Origin of the sequence: Coleofasciculus chthonoplastes PCC 7420 (assembly GCF_000155555.1) — a bacterium.
Classification (GTDB): domain Bacteria; phylum Cyanobacteriota; class Cyanobacteriia; order Cyanobacteriales; family Coleofasciculaceae; genus Coleofasciculus; species Coleofasciculus chthonoplastes_A.
This window is the reverse complement of the sequence record NZ_DS989856.1, coordinates 113,830-127,724: the sequence shown is the minus strand read 5'-3', so window position 1 is coordinate 127,724 and position 13,895 is coordinate 113,830. Positions and strand designations below refer to the sequence as shown.

Genomic DNA, 13,895 nt, shown 5'->3' with positions numbered 1-13,895 from the left:
TCTGTAGGTTTCATGAACTGAATAACGTAGTTATTGCGAACTGAGTCTGGTCAAGGAGCGAGCTTTTTCAAGCTCCCGTCATACCCGTTAGGGTTGACGGTGAGTTCTTGACCCTTTGTCCTCGGCTAAGATGTGAATTCCGGTAAAACTCTTAAATTCCAGCTCCATCCAAAAATTGCTGAATCGCTTTATCTCGAAGTTGGCAGCTATCCGCCTTAACCATCGGAACCCGATCAGAATTCAAATCGCGCCAATTTTGCACAGGTGTCGATGACGGCTTTTCGCTTAACTCTGCCAACTTTTGTTCCAGGATTTCAATCCGATCCACTAATGATCGAATCACAGTGGCTTCAGAATCGGGCAAACTACCATGTTCTAGGGGATTAACTCGCACTCCAGAACGATAAACAATTCGACCTGGAATACCAACAACCGTACAATCAGACGGAACATCTCGCAAAACGACTGAACCTGCACCAATGCGGACATTGTTGCCGATTTGAATGTTACCGAGAACCTTGGCACCGGCACCAACGACAACATTTTCTCCTAAGGTGGGATGGCGTTTGCCACATTCTTTCCCTGTACCCCCTAGGGTGACGCCTTGATAAATAAGACAGTAATCGCCAACAATTGCCGTCTCACCAATGACAACACCCATACCATGATCAATAAAGACACCTTGACCAATTTGGGCGCCGGGATGGATTTCAATACCGGTCAAGCTGCGAGAAAACTGAGAAATAAACCGAGGGATGAATGGAATCCCAATAGTATGTAACCAATGGCAGAGGCGGTGAAACAGGAGTGCCTGTAAACCGGGGTAGCATAATAAAACCTCGAGCCAGTTACGAGCAGCGGGATCGCGCTCAAAGATGATGCGGAAGTCAGCTAAAAACGTAGATAGCACAAGCGAGTTAAGACAAACAAACGTAAACAACTCCTTGACTATCTTATCGTTCTTGGCTACTCTCGCACAGTCAGGGTATAGTTCCAGGCTTGATTAGGATTTATGGTTCCCACCCAAATTTTATACTCTCCTGCCTCAAAGTTTGAGCGGGTTACGCTAGGGTCTTGGCTTGCGCCCGTATCATCACCGCACAAGGCAAAGCCATTGGGTCCAGTAATCAATAATGTGGTGTCTTGACCGCCACTATCAACGGCAATCTGGAGCTGATTAAAATCTGCTTCTAAGTCTATGATGTGATCGGGAGTTTCTTCTGCATAACCTAGACAAGGATTATTTTCGCGATCGCGGTTCACTAGCGACGGCAATGAAAATGAACCCCCTGTCGTACCTATCGCCGCTCCCTCATCCGAGGAAAATCCGGGTGATAAGGTTAACGTGCCAAAATTGGCTGACTGGGATAAAACGGGTGTAGCCGTTAGCGCTATCACCATGGCTATTAATACTTGAGAACCCCTTTGTCGTAACATAGCTTAACTCTCCTGGAAACACTGATTGTGAACTTCTTTCCCTATCCCCCTTGAGTACCAGTTGATCAGACTGTCTACTCTTGTTCTATCTGATTTCCCGCTTATATAGTGTTGAAGAGGTGACACCTTGGCATCTGCCACACTCGTTTGGCTCTGGAGGTACTGTGCCTTTAATTATCTTGATTTCGCTGCTGCTGATGATGAGTTGGCTATTTTCAGAGGTTCTCGTCTTGTTTCCGGTGGATATCTTAAATTCATTGAAACCGTTCACCTCATTAACCCTGATTGTTGCCTTACTCGCTTTTTTGTGGTGCTTTGGCGAGTAAGATAATGGTAATGCCACTCAGCCCATAAATTAGGGACGTCAGTTTTGGCAAATAGAGGGTTGGGTTTTGTCCATTCCACCCATAAGTAAACTTTTGATTGACCGGAGGAGAATTTCACCAATGTTTCTTGATGAACTCACCCCTATCGTTAAAGAATTGTTCCAACAGCCTGTAGGATTCTTAGGCGGATTTTGTTCGGGAGTGTTTCGACTTAATCTTTCCGATGACCCCGTTAAAAGTTGGCTCGATCAGCAAACGGGTTCCACCAGCTATACGACGACTCCCACAGGAAGTGACAATGGCAGGACCAGTGGACCTCAATCTATCTCGATTGAATAAGTAGGTGGGGACAATTAAAGTTAACGGTGGGGATCGTCATTCGTCCTTCGTAAGGGTTTGAGGCTTTTTAACATAACTTCATAAGGTTGAGTTTATTTCCACCAACCTACTTAGAACTCCGATGCACAATCGTACCACTTAGCGGTTAAGCCGCGATCGCGTTCTATTCAGGATGTAAGCTAGATAACCGACCAGAAAACCATTTCTAGGTTATCATTAACGATATCTATAAGTTCAGTTCTACCTTTGGTAAGGTTTTTGGTTGGGCAGCTACATTCCTAGTTGATCACCCTGGAAACTAACCACGGATTATCAGACAAGACTTTAAGCTATTTGCATTTTCGAGTTTTCGTCTGTGGCTCTGAACTTTAGCCTTTCGTTCAGCCTTATCGATTTCAAATGACCATTTACATCGGAAACCTGTCTTACCAAGCTACCGAAGACGACTTACAAACAGTATTTGCTGATTATGGCACTGTCAAGCGAGTCGTATTACCCACAGATCGGGAAACAGGTCGAGTTCGAGGTTTTGCTTTTGTCGAGATGACAGACGAAGCTCAGGAAGAATCTGCTATTTCCCAACTAGACGGTGCTGAGTGGATGGGACGACAGCTCAGAGTTAATAAAGCCAGACCCCGGGATAATAATCGTGGTGGATCTCGCCGCAATACCGCAAATAATGCGTGGTAGCGCTCAAGCGAACCCTATTTAACGCTCTGTCAACTACTCACGGTTACTTCGTTGAACCGTGAGCTGGGAAGAGTCAGCTTCCTCTAAAAGTTGTCTACCGCACTTAGTTTTTACTAAGTTTGAACCAGAAAAAATTATACACAGTAAGGGACATAAAGCCTGATTTTGCCTTGTGTCCCTTTTCTAGTGCAGCGGGCATAAAAATACTTGAGCAGCTTCGTAGATACGATGAAGCAGGGGGAGCAGAGGGAGCAGAGGGAGCAGAGGAAGCGGGGGGAGATATTAGCTGTTCAGTTATTTCTGCCTTCTTGCACTAGTATTTGCCGTATTTGCCGCTACAACGTCAGGACTCTAACGTGCATTAATCTCCTAGACAAATTCCTAAACCTCTGGCGGTTTTCACCAGAGTCCCTTGGGAATCCACCGCTTTATACTGACCGATCGCGTCTAAAATCGGGACGCTGACAACCTGTCGATTTTGCCAGGTTACCATCTTATCATAGTCTTTGTCAGCAATTAAATCCACTGCCGCGACACCAAACGCCGAGGCGGTGAGGCGATCTAAGGGTGATGGTGTACCACCGCGCTGGGTATGTCCCAACACTGTCACTCGTGTTTCTGCACCACTTAAGGCGCTAATTCGATCCGCCAAATAATGACCAATCCCGCCATATCGACATTCACCAAAACTGAGCATATTCTGCACCACTTCCCCGGATTCCGTGCGAACCGCTTCGGAGACAATTGCCACACTATAGTTGTTGCCCTGTTGTTTGCGTTGTTGGATTTGCTGGCAGATTCGTTCTAGAGTATAAGGGATTTCCGGAATTAGAATAATATCAGCACCGCCTGCAATTCCCGCACTAATCGCAATATGACCCGCATCGCGCCCCATAACTTCCAGGATCATCACCCGATCATGGCTAGCGGCGGTAAACTGTAAACGGTCTAGGGCTTCGGTGGCAATATTTACCGCCGTATCAAATCCGATGGAACGCTCCGTAATCCCGACATCATTATCAATGGTTTTGGGAATCCCCACCAAATTTATCCCCCCAACTTCTGCCAGTTTACGCAGAATCGCTAAACTGCCATCACCACCAATCCCAATCAGGGCATCAAGTCCTAACTGATGATACCCTTCGGCAATTTCCGATGAGCGATCGCGTACTGTACCATCGGACATGGGAAATGCAAAGGGGTTGCCTTTATTGGTTGTTCCCAGAATCGTTCCCGCTAAGGTTAGCGCCGCATCAACTTGCTTGGGTTCTAGGCGAGTGGCTTGGGGAGGGCGCTGCATCAACCCTTGGGTTGCCCGATAAATGCCCCAAACCTCCCAATTATAGGTTCCCACCGCTCGGTGAACCACGGCTCGAATCACTGCATTTAACCCCGCACAATCCCCACCACTGGTGAGAATACCAATCCGTTTATGTTCTGCCATACTACTATCGTTTGGTTCGTTGAATCGGTTCATCCTAATTGTTCCAGACGCAGCATGCTACATCTGGAACAACAGACATGGCACGTCTATCATAATGTAGGGGCGCACCGAGGTGCGCCCTTTACATTCATCAATGTAAGCTTTGGTAGTTAATGTCTGAGTGGAGACTTCATAACGATAGCTCTCCCGTACATAAGGTGATAAATTTTCCTTATGTGTGTGGCGATTGGCTTGATTTGAAGAAAACCTAGCTTAATAGCTTTATTGGTTGGGTACCTAAAGTCAACCCAACCTACAAGCATTACACCGTGGGACTTTGGCTAAATTTATAATATTTTATTATCACCCTAAGTACGGGAGAGCCGATGGAGTCTCTAAAAATGGCTTTAAAAAAACTGGAAGAAACGGTTGACCCTAAAGCAAATTCAGATCAACCCGGAGCCAAGCCCAAATTATCATTGATGTTCTCAATACCTTATGTCGGAACTTCTCTATGAGCGGCACGGTAAAACAGAATCCAATTCAATTGGAGAAAAGGGGGATTTTGTAGAGAGGGAATCGGCTACAGTTGGGGAGATTTTAGCGCTTCAATGTTTCTGTCATCTGGCACAAGTAACCCTAACACCGTACCAAAGAACCGTGACACCGTACCCAGGAACCGTGACATCGTACCCAGGAACCATGACACCGTACCAAAGAACCGTGACATCGTACCCAGGAACCATGACACCGTACCCAGGAACCATGACACCGTACCCAGGAACCATGACACCGTACCCAGGAACCATGACACCGTACCCAGGAACCATGACACCGTACCCAGGAACCATGACACCGTACCCAGAAACCATCCATTAAAATAGACAAATAATTGTTGTGGAGAAACATCGCAACATGTGGAGAAACATCGCAACATGACCAGTTACATGCCCCGCTCAGATGCCGACTTTAACAATTGGCAAGCCAACTTTGTCACCGCTTTAACCAACTATCTCAGCGACTTAGGACTAACCGCAGAGGATATCACCTCAATTACCACCGCTCAAACTGAATGGACAACCGCATACAACAACCATATCATCGCCCAATCGGCAGCCGACAGCGCCCGTCAAGAAAAAGACGATAGCCGCCAAACCTATAAAACCGAATTGCGACGAGTGGTGAATCAATTGCAAGTGAATCCCCAAATCACCGACGCCATGCGCCAAGGATTAGGCATAACAGTACCAAAAAGCAGTTCCAGCGCCGTTGGCGTACCCACAACTCGCCCCCTTCCTAGGGTAGAACTCAAAGGGCGTTATCAACTTGAAATCCATTTCGTCGATGAAACCACACCCACACGCAAAGCCAAACCCAGTGGGATGATTGGTAGTGAAATTTGGGTAAAAATTGGTGATCCGCCGCCCACTGATCCGAAGGAATTAACTTTCGTGGCGTTAGATACAGCGACACCTTATGTGATGGAATTCAGCGGAGAAGATGTCGGGAAAACCGCTTACTTCATGCTACGCTGGGTCAACACCAAAGGGGAATCAGGACCTTGGAGTCAAACCGTGAGTATGATGATTCCCGGTTAAGATGATTTGCCTTCCGTATCCTTGGGGGGCTGATTCATTCTCAAAAAATCGCTTAGGCGCCAGGGGTTCAAACCCCTGTCTCATAGCTAAAGTCCTCTTTAGAGGACTAATAATTGGTGGTTGAGTCGTAGGCGAGACGACTTGGGCTATTAGGCAGGGATTTACACTACGCCAAATCTAGCATCACCCAAACTCGCGATCGCATCCAGAATCTCACAAGATACTTCATAGGGGGAGCCGGCTAAGATTAGGCGCACATCCTTAGAGCGTGCGGGTTGGGATAAAGCGAAAAAGAAACCTCTATTGCGATCGTTACTGAATGCCGTATAATAACTAAATTATTAGGACTGACGCACCGAAATAAAACCTCGCTGTTGTGAGCACTAAATCAGAATCACCCAACTGATTCTACCGTTACTGATCAGGCTAAATCCGTCAATCCTAAGTCTTCTAATCCATTCAGTCCATCGGAGATTAAAAAAATGTCTTTAGCACTACGTTACTTGTCCGGTTTATTGGCGTTTATACTCACAGCGCTGTGTCTTTTCCCCGCAGTTGCCCTAGCCGCCGATCCTCGCGCTCAATTCAATGGCACAGTTTCAGAGATTTTCGTCAACGACACCCAGGTTTTGCTGGTTGTCAGCGGCTCAGTTAAGGGTTCATGTACTGGAACCTTTGGACCTTACAACCTCACCTTTGATATTGCTGATCCTGCAGCCGATCTCAAATTCAAAATAGTTGAAGATGCGTTTCTAACTGGCAAGCGTATCTCTGGGATTGTTAAAGATTGTGGCTCAAGTAACATCAACAAGCTGTACCAAGTTAGCGTATTCTAAAGCTAACCCCTGCTAGAATCCATTTCTGTTCTAGGAAAATAGCGCCAAGGACAGATAATTGTGTAGAGACTCCGCCGCCGGAACGTCTCTAAAACAGTTCGTTTATCTTAATTGATGAGTCTACGGCGATAACGGTTGTACTGAAGGAAGTTCAAATAAATCTTTTAGACGTTTGATCTTTAAGCAGCTTAGTGTAAGCGATCGGGATTACCAGGGGCCAAAAGACAGCAGCAACAATTAACGTCACCCAGGAGAGGACTTTTTGTGGCTCAGATAAAGTCCTCATATCATCAGCCAACTCAAACCAAACGGTAAATAAATAAGCGGCTATTGTTGCGTAAATAATACCTACACAGTAAATCACTGATTACACATCTCCTACTGCAAACTATCACAAGTACAATATAGATTTCTGCTAATCCACTCAGTAAAATTAGCGCATCAAGCCTTAATATAAACATTCCTTTAGGTGGTAGACATCAGTATATATACGGAAATTACCTACGCCAATGGGCGTAGAAGGGAGAGGACAGTGCGATCGCTCAACTGGGGGATTGATACTCGCCGGATTTGCCACCCGTCTTACTCAACAGACGGATGGATTCAATTTGAATAGATTTCTCCAATGCTTTTGCCATATCGTACAGCGTCAGGGCGGCAACGGAAACGGCAGTCAAGGCTTCCATTTCTACCCCGGTTTCGGCTTTTGTCGTCACCGATGCCTGAATCTGATACCCCGGTAATTGAGCATCAGGTTGGATGTGTACCTCGACTTGGTGTAGGGGTAAGGGATGACACAAAGGAATCAAATTTGCCGTCTGCTTGGCTGCCATAATACCAGCTAGTCGGGCGGTGGCTAAAACATCTCCTTTCGGCGCATTACCTGTCTCAATCGCTTGGAATGTCGCCCTTTGCATCCGCACTTGAGCCCCAGCGACGGCTTGGCGGCGGGTAGCGGGTTTGCTGGAAACATCGACCATTTGGGCTTGACCCTGAGAATTTAGATGGCTGAGGGATGATTTTTGGGCAGAGTCTTGCGTCATTGGATAAAGATGTGATATTGTAAGTAATCGGTGAGTAAATCACTCACAGCTAGGGCTTGTAGCTCAGTGGACTAGAGCACGTGGCTACGGACCACGGTGTCGGGGGTTCGAATCCCTCCTAGCCCGTTTAATTGTTTCCATTTAACTTGGTCAGGGGAATTCACTATTTCCCCTGGCTTTTGATTTACATAATCATTTGCGGCTCCGAAATTTTTGTATAGCACTACGCACTAAGGTTAGGACATATCAAGAAAAATTCAAATCGCTCAATTTCTTGTAAGGTAAGCGTTTGTCTTTACTATTGCCTATTGCCTATTGCATATTCCACACCGAGCGTGTTACCGAGCGTGTTACTGAGCGAAGCCGAAGTAAGTCGAGGTAAGCAGAGGTGTTGCCTATTCCCTGGCGCGTAGCGCTATATCTTATGACACTACATTTTGTTTGTCAGGGAAAATGTGGCATCAAGGCATCCCGCACAAACGCCACGCCCCACACCCTGCCTACACCTCAAGTCGCTGGCGTCCTCAGATCCAGTATTTTAAACTAGGATGGGCAAAATATACGCTAACCATGCCGCTGGTGACAACGATCGCAATACCCGATGGTATCATCGGCACCCAAATTCCTTGGATAAAAATCACATAAGAGCAGCCATAGAGAACACTTAGCATTCCGGCTACTGCCAAGCCTAGTAAGAGAGGGGAACGGAAACGCCAACTGACTAGACCCGCCACCAAAGACCACGCCCCAATCCAAAGATATTCAGCCCACTCGGACCACCACACCAAAAGAGGTCGCTCATTCATCACAGCACTGAGAATTTGACTTGTCATCTGGGCTTGCAGAAATACCCCAGCCGTCTCAGGTCGGTTGCTTTTATTGTACGGAGTTGCATGAAAATCATGAAAGGTCTTATCAACAGTACCAATAAACACGATACGGTCTTTGACCAATTCAGGCGTTAATTTATTTTCCTCAAGTACCTCTTTTAACGTATAGGTACGCGCAATCGTTTCTACTGAACTCGTAGCCCGATAATTCAGTAACATTTGATAGCCCCCGGCATCGATATTCTGATACCCTCCACTATTATTTTTTAGGGTCGGGAAAACAACCTGACCAATCTGCAAGTCATTATTTGAAGTCAATTGGGCTGTAAAGCCCTCCTCTTCTAAGTAACGCAAAGCCATAACTAGACTCAAAGAGTTACTGATTTGACATTCGGATTGCTCAGGAGGTGCTAAACCCAGAAGATGACGACGGACAACGCCATCTGGATCTAACATCACATCACTAAATCCAACTCGTTCGGGTAAGGTGTCTGGATGGATATCTGGAGGAGGCGGAATTCCGGGATTATCGGTGGTATCTCCCACCTTACAGACGGTTATTAAACGCTTGTCTTGGCGTAAACGATTCGCTAAATCACCATATTGAGGTTCTACCGGAAAATCGCGATAGAGGTCTAAACCAATGACTCGCGGTTGGTATTGGGCTAATTTTTCCAGGAGTTGAGCCAGTTTAGCATTCGACAAGGATAACCCTTGCCGTTGGGCAGAGGATTGAGCTTGAACATCACCCCCTGTAATGGTAATCATCAGCAGGCGTGGGTCAGGACTTTCCTGTTGAGGACGGATTTGCATAAAGTGGTCAAACGCCTTCAGTTCCATAGGCTGTAGCACACCTGTCAAACCAACACCCATTGCCACGCCTACACCGGTTAGACTTGCCAACAGTTGAAGACCCCGAGATTTCCAAGATCTGGGTTTTTTACGCTGTCGTTGCCGTTTGTTGAGGTATAGCAGTTCAAAAATCGGCGCTTTGCCAATGCCCTTTAAGTAGTGATTGCCACGGGGAATAATGGTTAAGTCTGTAATTCCCGCATCGTGAATCAAATCTGTTGTCACTTCCGACAGCAGAATTTGTCCCCCATGGGCGAGTGAGGACACCCGAGCCGCGTAGTCAACTTCCTCGCCAATAAAATCATCACCGTCGGGTAAGGGACTCCCGGTGTGCATGCCAATTCTGACTTGTAAGGGACCCAAGGGGGTGTCAATGGGTTCACAGGTGTGACTAATTTGCAGTGCTACTGCCCACTGAGCTGCTTGAGACGCATTGGCGAAAACCACAAAGTAAGCGTCACCTTCGGTCTTGACTACACGCCCTCCGTAAGCCACTAAATTCGCTTCAACACGCTGGCGATGGGGTTTGAGAATCGTGTCAAAGTAGAGGCGATTGCGGGTAGTGATGTCATTTCCCTTTAAATATTTTTTGACCGCTGTGGAATTAACCAGGTCTGTGAACACCATGGTTACCACATGGTCAGATACGACAACTTGTTTATCGATTACGGGTTGCATCACAGATGAATCATTCGCTGTTGGGAAAGTAAGCACGCTTATGAACCCTGGCTGGCTTAACTTACTGTTTACATTACAGTTATCAAGAATTTGAAAATGAGACAGGAGTATTAAGTTAAGTAATGATGAAGACTTTGTAAATGGACAATGAAGACTTTGTAAAGTTTATATAAAAGTCCGGCAAATGTTTAAATTGAACCCTGATTGCCGCTTATCTGGCTTATAATGGTCTGTCTATTGCACCCAGAATACCGATTGATGTTAAAGGAATTACTGCTCGCAAACTTTAACGTATCTCAATCAGTTTTGCACAAATAATCTGTACTGGACATTTTTTAGTCTTGATCTTTTACTTTTCCCTTAAGTCAGCTAGACATTTGTATAATAGACTACACAAAAAAATGATGTCACTTTCTACCATTGCCTGAGTCCAATATTCCATAGCGCAATTTAAATGCTCAAATCCGCTATAGATAATAGCAGATATCAACAGCGGTTTCAAAAAGATAAATAATTTTAATAAAAATTAGCTGAAAACGTTAATTCATAAGACTTAAGTCATGTTTTGTTTGACCTGATCCAAGTCAATTAATAATTTTTTATGGGAGAAAAATTAAAGCACAAACGCCATTTATGGTAGGGGTACGGCAATGCCGTGCCCCTACAGGTAGCTTGAGGATTCTTAACATTTGTTAGTGCAACGTACAGAAGTTATGTCTAAGTCTTTAATACTGTCTAGTTTCATGAATAAAATGAGAAACAATTTACCCTCCTCGGCTCATCGTTCAACGTCCAAGGCGACTACAGAGGTAAGCGCCAATGAACTTTGAACCATGAACCCTAACCAAAAATCCTTAATCCCGGATTTGCACAGGCATAATCAGGTAGGTCATCTTTAAACCACCCAGAGGAGTGAGAATCACTGGCGTATTCGCCGCATTCATTTGGAACTGAATATCTGATGTAGATAATGCCTTTAAGCCGTCGATTAAGTACTTCACATTAAAGGCAATCTCGATACTTTCACCCGTAACTTGTGCTGATAGGGACTCTCTGGCACTGCCAACATCTTGAGTTTCCACGGTCAGATCAATGGTTTGCGCCTGGGCATCAATATCAAACTTGACGATATTATTCTTCTGATCAGCCAAAACTGCAATTCGTTCAACCGCACTCAGTAATTGACGCCGAGGAATAGCCACCTGACGCTGAAACTGACCGGGGATGAGTTGGCGGTAAGCGGGATATTGTCCCTCTAAGGTCCGACTGGTCAAGCGATGATTACCCCCTTGGAAGATAATTTGACCCACCTCAAACTGCAAGGCGACGGTATCGCTTGATTCAGAGAGTCCTAACATCCGTTCAAGTTCCCTTAAGGTTCTAGCGGGTACGGTTAGCTCAAAGGACGATATGGTATCTTCAGAGGCGGGTTTCTCTTCATCCTCTTGGCTTTCCTCACTGGTTGGTTTAGCGTTAAGAGTTTCCACAACCGCTAGTCGGTGACCATCAGTCGCGGCAAATTCCAGACTATCTTCTTGAACCATCAGATGCACCCCGGTCAGCACCTGTTTCGTTTCATCTGCACTGGTGGCAAATAATGATCCGCGCAATCCTTCAATTAAGGCTTCAACTGGGAGTTTAACCACCATTCCATCTTCGATTTGGGGGAGTTCGGGAAAGTCCTCTGAGTTCATTCCTCGCATTTTGTATTGTCCCGATGTCGAGGTTAAGGTGATCGATAGGCTTTCGGTGTCTGCATCACTCTCCGCTTCGGAGAGGGAGTCTTCGAGAGTAATGTCTCCCTCTGGCAAACGGGAAACAATATCATTGAACAGTTTAGCCGGAATCGCGATCGCACCATCCGCTTCGACGTTGGCGTTGAAACTGGTTTGCAGACCTAGACTCAAGTCGAAGGCGGTTAAACTCACTCGCTGATTCTCCGCATCGGCTTTGAGTAACACATTACCCAGTACCGGATGGGTGGGACGTGAGGGAACCGCCCGATTTACGAGAGAAAGATTGGTATTGAGTTCACTTTGGGTACAAGTTAGTTTCATAGAAGGAATCGTCAATGTTTGGCACAGCTAGAATTCTCGTCAAGGAGACTCAGGGAGATTTGAGTTGGACTCTACATGAGGCACAATCGTGGTTCTCTCATCTATCCAGAGGCAACTCTAGCATGGAATTCAGACCTTGGGGAAACTGTGGAAAAACTAGACTCAGATGATTGCCAATTCCTGAATTCTTCGTGTTTTAGGAACGGAGTCCTTGTGGAAAAGGTTGTGGAAAATGTTCCCTTTAAGCTTGGCTTTGAGTTTGACTTGCCAAATTAATGCGATCGCTCAATTGACTCAGTTTCTGTGCCACGCTGGGATCGCGTTCTCGTAGTTGAGTAATCTTGTCACAGCTATACATCACTGTGGTATGATCCTTGCCGCCAAATTCTTCACCAATTCGGGGTAAGCTCAAATCAGTATGCTGCCGCATCAGATACATGGCAATTTGCCTAGACCAACTAATTTCTCGGCGGCGTGAGTTTCCTTTTAAGTCTTCTACCGAGACATTAAAGGCATCAGCGACGGTTGTCACAATGATCTCCGGTGCAGCTTGTACAGTTGGGGTTCGCGGATTCAAAATTGGTGCAATGTTCTCGACACTCATCGGTACTCCCGAAATCGAGATGTAAGCGACGACGCGGATTAATGCCCCCTCGAGTTCGCGAATATTCGATTTATATTGAGTGGCAATATACTCGACCACCGATCGCGGCAACCGGATGTTTTCATACTCTGCCTTTTTTTGCAAAATTGCCATCCGGGTTTCCAAGTCAGGCGGCTGAATATCGGCGATTAACCCCATCGAAAAGCGAGAACATAGCCGTTCCTGCAAGCGGCTAATCTGATGCGGCGGGCGATCGGATGCCAAGACGATTTGTTTTCCGGCTTCGTGTAAGGTATTGAACGTATGAAAAAATTCTTCCTGAGTATATTCTTTTCCTTCGATAAACTGAATATCATCAATCAACAGCACCTCAGCCGCTCGATAGTGTTCTCGAAAACTTTGCATACTATCTTTGCGGATGGCAGCAATCAGATCATTGGTAAAATGTTCAGTAGACACATAAAATATCTTAGAATTGGGAGAGTTTTCCCACCGGAAATGCGCGATCGCTTGCATTAAGTGAGTTTTCCCCAAACCAACGCCCCCACACAAAAACAGGGGATTAAACTCCCGCCCCGGTGATTCGGCTACAGCCAAAGCCGCCGCATGAGCCATGCGATTATTTGAACCAACCACGAAGCGAGAAAACACGTACTTCTGATTTAACTCTGTGGGTTTAGGGAGTTGATGAGAGGGACGTTCGGTATCGGGGTTAGCCGCAACCGGAACCGACCAGGAAATACCTGTATCGCTGATTGTGGTGTTGTCGTTGTCAGTGATCACGGTAAGGTAAATGTCCACCGATTGTCCCAGGATTTCCTGCACCACATCAGTGATTGTTTTGATGTAATACTTTTGCAACCAATTTCTGGCAAAGGGATTGGGGGTACAAACCACTAAGCAATTCTGGTCGAGCTGCTGAGCGGTTGTTCCCTTGAGCCAGGTTTCAAACGTGGGTCGGCTGAGTTGGAATTGTAAACGCTCCAATACCTGTATCCAGAGCTGTTCGGGGGACATTTCCACGGGTATTCCTCTACTGTCGGTAATCGTTTTCTGTTCTCCTCATTCGAGCTATTGGCAAGATATTCCGGCGCACATTTATATCTATAGCGATTTAGCATTGAATAAATAGCAACTGTCCAGTTTAATTTCACCGCTTCTAAAAACCTAGACAAACCTACC

At 46.0% G+C, this 13,895-nt stretch carries 15 protein-coding genes and 1 tRNA gene; 7 read left to right on the top strand and 9 right to left on the bottom strand.

All coding sequences use genetic code 11. The features are described from left to right. Positions 1-151: 151 nt before the first annotated feature. Both cysE and MC7420_RS21600 read right to left on the bottom strand, forming a co-directional pair. Positions 152-910, bottom strand: coding sequence for a serine O-acetyltransferase (gene cysE, locus MC7420_RS21605; protein WP_006103069.1), 759 nt, complete (start codon positions 908-910; stop codon positions 152-154). A gap of 56 nt (positions 911-966) precedes the next feature. Then, positions 967-1,437, bottom strand: a complete 471-nt coding sequence (locus MC7420_RS21600; protein ID WP_006102887.1) for a hypothetical protein — start codon at positions 1,435-1,437, stop codon at positions 967-969. An 80-nt stretch (positions 1,438-1,517) separates the two neighbouring features. Between MC7420_RS21600 and MC7420_RS21595 the strand changes: the two genes are divergently transcribed. The 4 genes from MC7420_RS21595 to MC7420_RS38375 all read left to right on the top strand — a co-directional run bounded on the left by MC7420_RS21595 (position 1,518) and on the right by MC7420_RS38375 (position 3,109). Then, on the top strand, positions 1,518-1,763 hold the full coding sequence (locus tag MC7420_RS21595; RefSeq protein ID WP_044208800.1) for a hypothetical protein: 246 nt from the start codon (positions 1,518-1,520) through the stop codon (positions 1,761-1,763). 120 nt (positions 1,764-1,883) lie between these two features. Continuing rightward, a complete protein-coding gene (locus MC7420_RS21590) occupies positions 1,884-2,102 on the top strand; it encodes a hypothetical protein (protein WP_006103018.1) in 219 nt (72 codons plus the stop codon). A 399-nt stretch (positions 2,103-2,501) separates the two neighbouring features. Next, positions 2,502-2,792 carry an RNA recognition motif domain-containing protein gene (locus MC7420_RS21585; RefSeq protein ID WP_006102937.1) on the top strand — a complete coding sequence of 97 codons (291 nt, stop codon included), beginning with the start codon at positions 2,502-2,504 and terminating at the stop codon, positions 2,790-2,792. Positions 2,793-2,962: 170 nt separating this feature from the next. Further along, on the top strand, positions 2,963-3,109 hold the full coding sequence (locus MC7420_RS38375; protein ID WP_006102843.1) for a hypothetical protein: 147 nt from the start codon (positions 2,963-2,965) through the stop codon (positions 3,107-3,109). A 44-nt stretch (positions 3,110-3,153) separates the two neighbouring features. Here MC7420_RS38375 and MC7420_RS21580 read toward each other — a convergent pair whose 3' ends face one another. Together MC7420_RS21580 and MC7420_RS21575 are read right to left on the bottom strand one after the other, a co-directional pair. Continuing rightward, positions 3,154-4,236 carry an ATP-dependent 6-phosphofructokinase gene (locus MC7420_RS21580; protein ID WP_044208798.1) on the bottom strand — a complete coding sequence of 361 codons (1,083 nt, stop codon included), beginning with the start codon at positions 4,234-4,236 and terminating at the stop codon, positions 3,154-3,156. 562 nt (positions 4,237-4,798) lie between these two features. Next, positions 4,799-5,071: a hypothetical protein gene (locus MC7420_RS21575; protein WP_157453271.1), complete on the bottom strand. Its 273-nt coding sequence runs from the start codon at positions 5,069-5,071 to the stop codon at positions 4,799-4,801. A 79-nt stretch (positions 5,072-5,150) separates the two neighbouring features. Between MC7420_RS21575 and MC7420_RS21570 the strand changes: the two genes are divergently transcribed. Together MC7420_RS21570 and MC7420_RS21565 are read left to right on the top strand one after the other, a co-directional pair. Beyond that, positions 5,151-5,813: a hypothetical protein gene (locus MC7420_RS21570; RefSeq protein ID WP_006102834.1), complete on the top strand. Its 663-nt coding sequence runs from the start codon at positions 5,151-5,153 to the stop codon at positions 5,811-5,813. 482 nt (positions 5,814-6,295) lie between these two features. Then, complete coding sequence (locus MC7420_RS21565; protein WP_006102980.1) at positions 6,296-6,649, top strand: hypothetical protein; 354 nt, start codon at positions 6,296-6,298, stop codon at positions 6,647-6,649. A gap of 151 nt (positions 6,650-6,800) precedes the next feature. Here MC7420_RS21565 and MC7420_RS21560 read toward each other — a convergent pair whose 3' ends face one another. Further along, complete coding sequence (locus MC7420_RS21560) at positions 6,801-7,013, bottom strand: hypothetical protein (protein WP_006102988.1); 213 nt, start codon at positions 7,011-7,013, stop codon at positions 6,801-6,803. Positions 7,014-7,191: 178 nt separating this feature from the next. Then, positions 7,192-7,692 (bottom strand): cyclic pyranopterin monophosphate synthase MoaC, encoded by a 501-nt coding sequence (moaC, locus tag MC7420_RS21555; RefSeq protein WP_006102888.1) that lies wholly within the window; start codon positions 7,690-7,692, stop codon positions 7,192-7,194. Positions 7,693-7,744: 52 nt separating this feature from the next. Between moaC and MC7420_RS21550 the strand changes: the two genes are divergently transcribed. Then, a tRNA-Arg gene (locus MC7420_RS21550) sits at positions 7,745-7,818 on the top strand. A gap of 398 nt (positions 7,819-8,216) precedes the next feature. Here the strand turns inward: MC7420_RS21550 and MC7420_RS21545 are convergent. The 3 genes from MC7420_RS21545 to dnaA all read right to left on the bottom strand — a co-directional run bounded on the left by MC7420_RS21545 (position 8,217) and on the right by dnaA (position 13,730). Then, complete coding sequence (locus tag MC7420_RS21545; protein WP_052307529.1) at positions 8,217-10,052, bottom strand: CHASE2 domain-containing protein; 1,836 nt, start codon at positions 10,050-10,052, stop codon at positions 8,217-8,219. An 854-nt stretch (positions 10,053-10,906) separates the two neighbouring features. Then, positions 10,907-12,109 carry a DNA polymerase III subunit beta gene (gene dnaN, locus MC7420_RS21540; protein WP_006103022.1) on the bottom strand — a complete coding sequence of 401 codons (1,203 nt, stop codon included), beginning with the start codon at positions 12,107-12,109 and terminating at the stop codon, positions 10,907-10,909. A 241-nt stretch (positions 12,110-12,350) separates the two neighbouring features. Beyond that, positions 12,351-13,730 (bottom strand): chromosomal replication initiator protein DnaA, encoded by a 1,380-nt coding sequence (gene dnaA / locus MC7420_RS21535; protein WP_044208792.1) that lies wholly within the window; start codon positions 13,728-13,730, stop codon positions 12,351-12,353. Positions 13,731-13,895 lie beyond the last annotated feature (165 nt).

Coding starts and splice junctions, on each gene's coding strand:
- MC7420_RS21585 (WP_006102937.1), top strand. CDS start 2,502: ATGACCATTTACATCGGAAACCTGTCTTACCAAGCTACCGAAGACGAC.
- MC7420_RS21570 (WP_006102834.1), top strand. CDS start 5,151: ATGACCAGTTACATGCCCCGCTCAGATGCCGACTTTAACAATTGGCAA.
- moaC (WP_006102888.1), bottom strand. CDS start 7,692: ATGACGCAAGACTCTGCCCAAAAATCATCCCTCAGCCATCTAAATTCT.
- MC7420_RS21580 (WP_044208798.1), bottom strand. CDS start 4,236: ATGGCAGAACATAAACGGATTGGTATTCTCACCAGTGGTGGGGATTGT.
- MC7420_RS21545 (WP_052307529.1), bottom strand. CDS start 10,052: ATGCAACCCGTAATCGATAAACAAGTTGTCGTATCTGACCATGTGGTA.
- MC7420_RS21590 (WP_006103018.1), top strand. CDS start 1,884: ATGTTTCTTGATGAACTCACCCCTATCGTTAAAGAATTGTTCCAACAG.
- dnaN (WP_006103022.1), bottom strand. CDS start 12,109: ATGAAACTAACTTGTACCCAAAGTGAACTCAATACCAATCTTTCTCTC.
- dnaA (WP_044208792.1), bottom strand. CDS start 13,730: ATGTCCCCCGAACAGCTCTGGATACAGGTATTGGAGCGTTTACAATTC.
- MC7420_RS21600 (WP_006102887.1), bottom strand. CDS start 1,437: ATGTTACGACAAAGGGGTTCTCAAGTATTAATAGCCATGGTGATAGCG.
- MC7420_RS21565 (WP_006102980.1), top strand. CDS start 6,296: ATGTCTTTAGCACTACGTTACTTGTCCGGTTTATTGGCGTTTATACTC.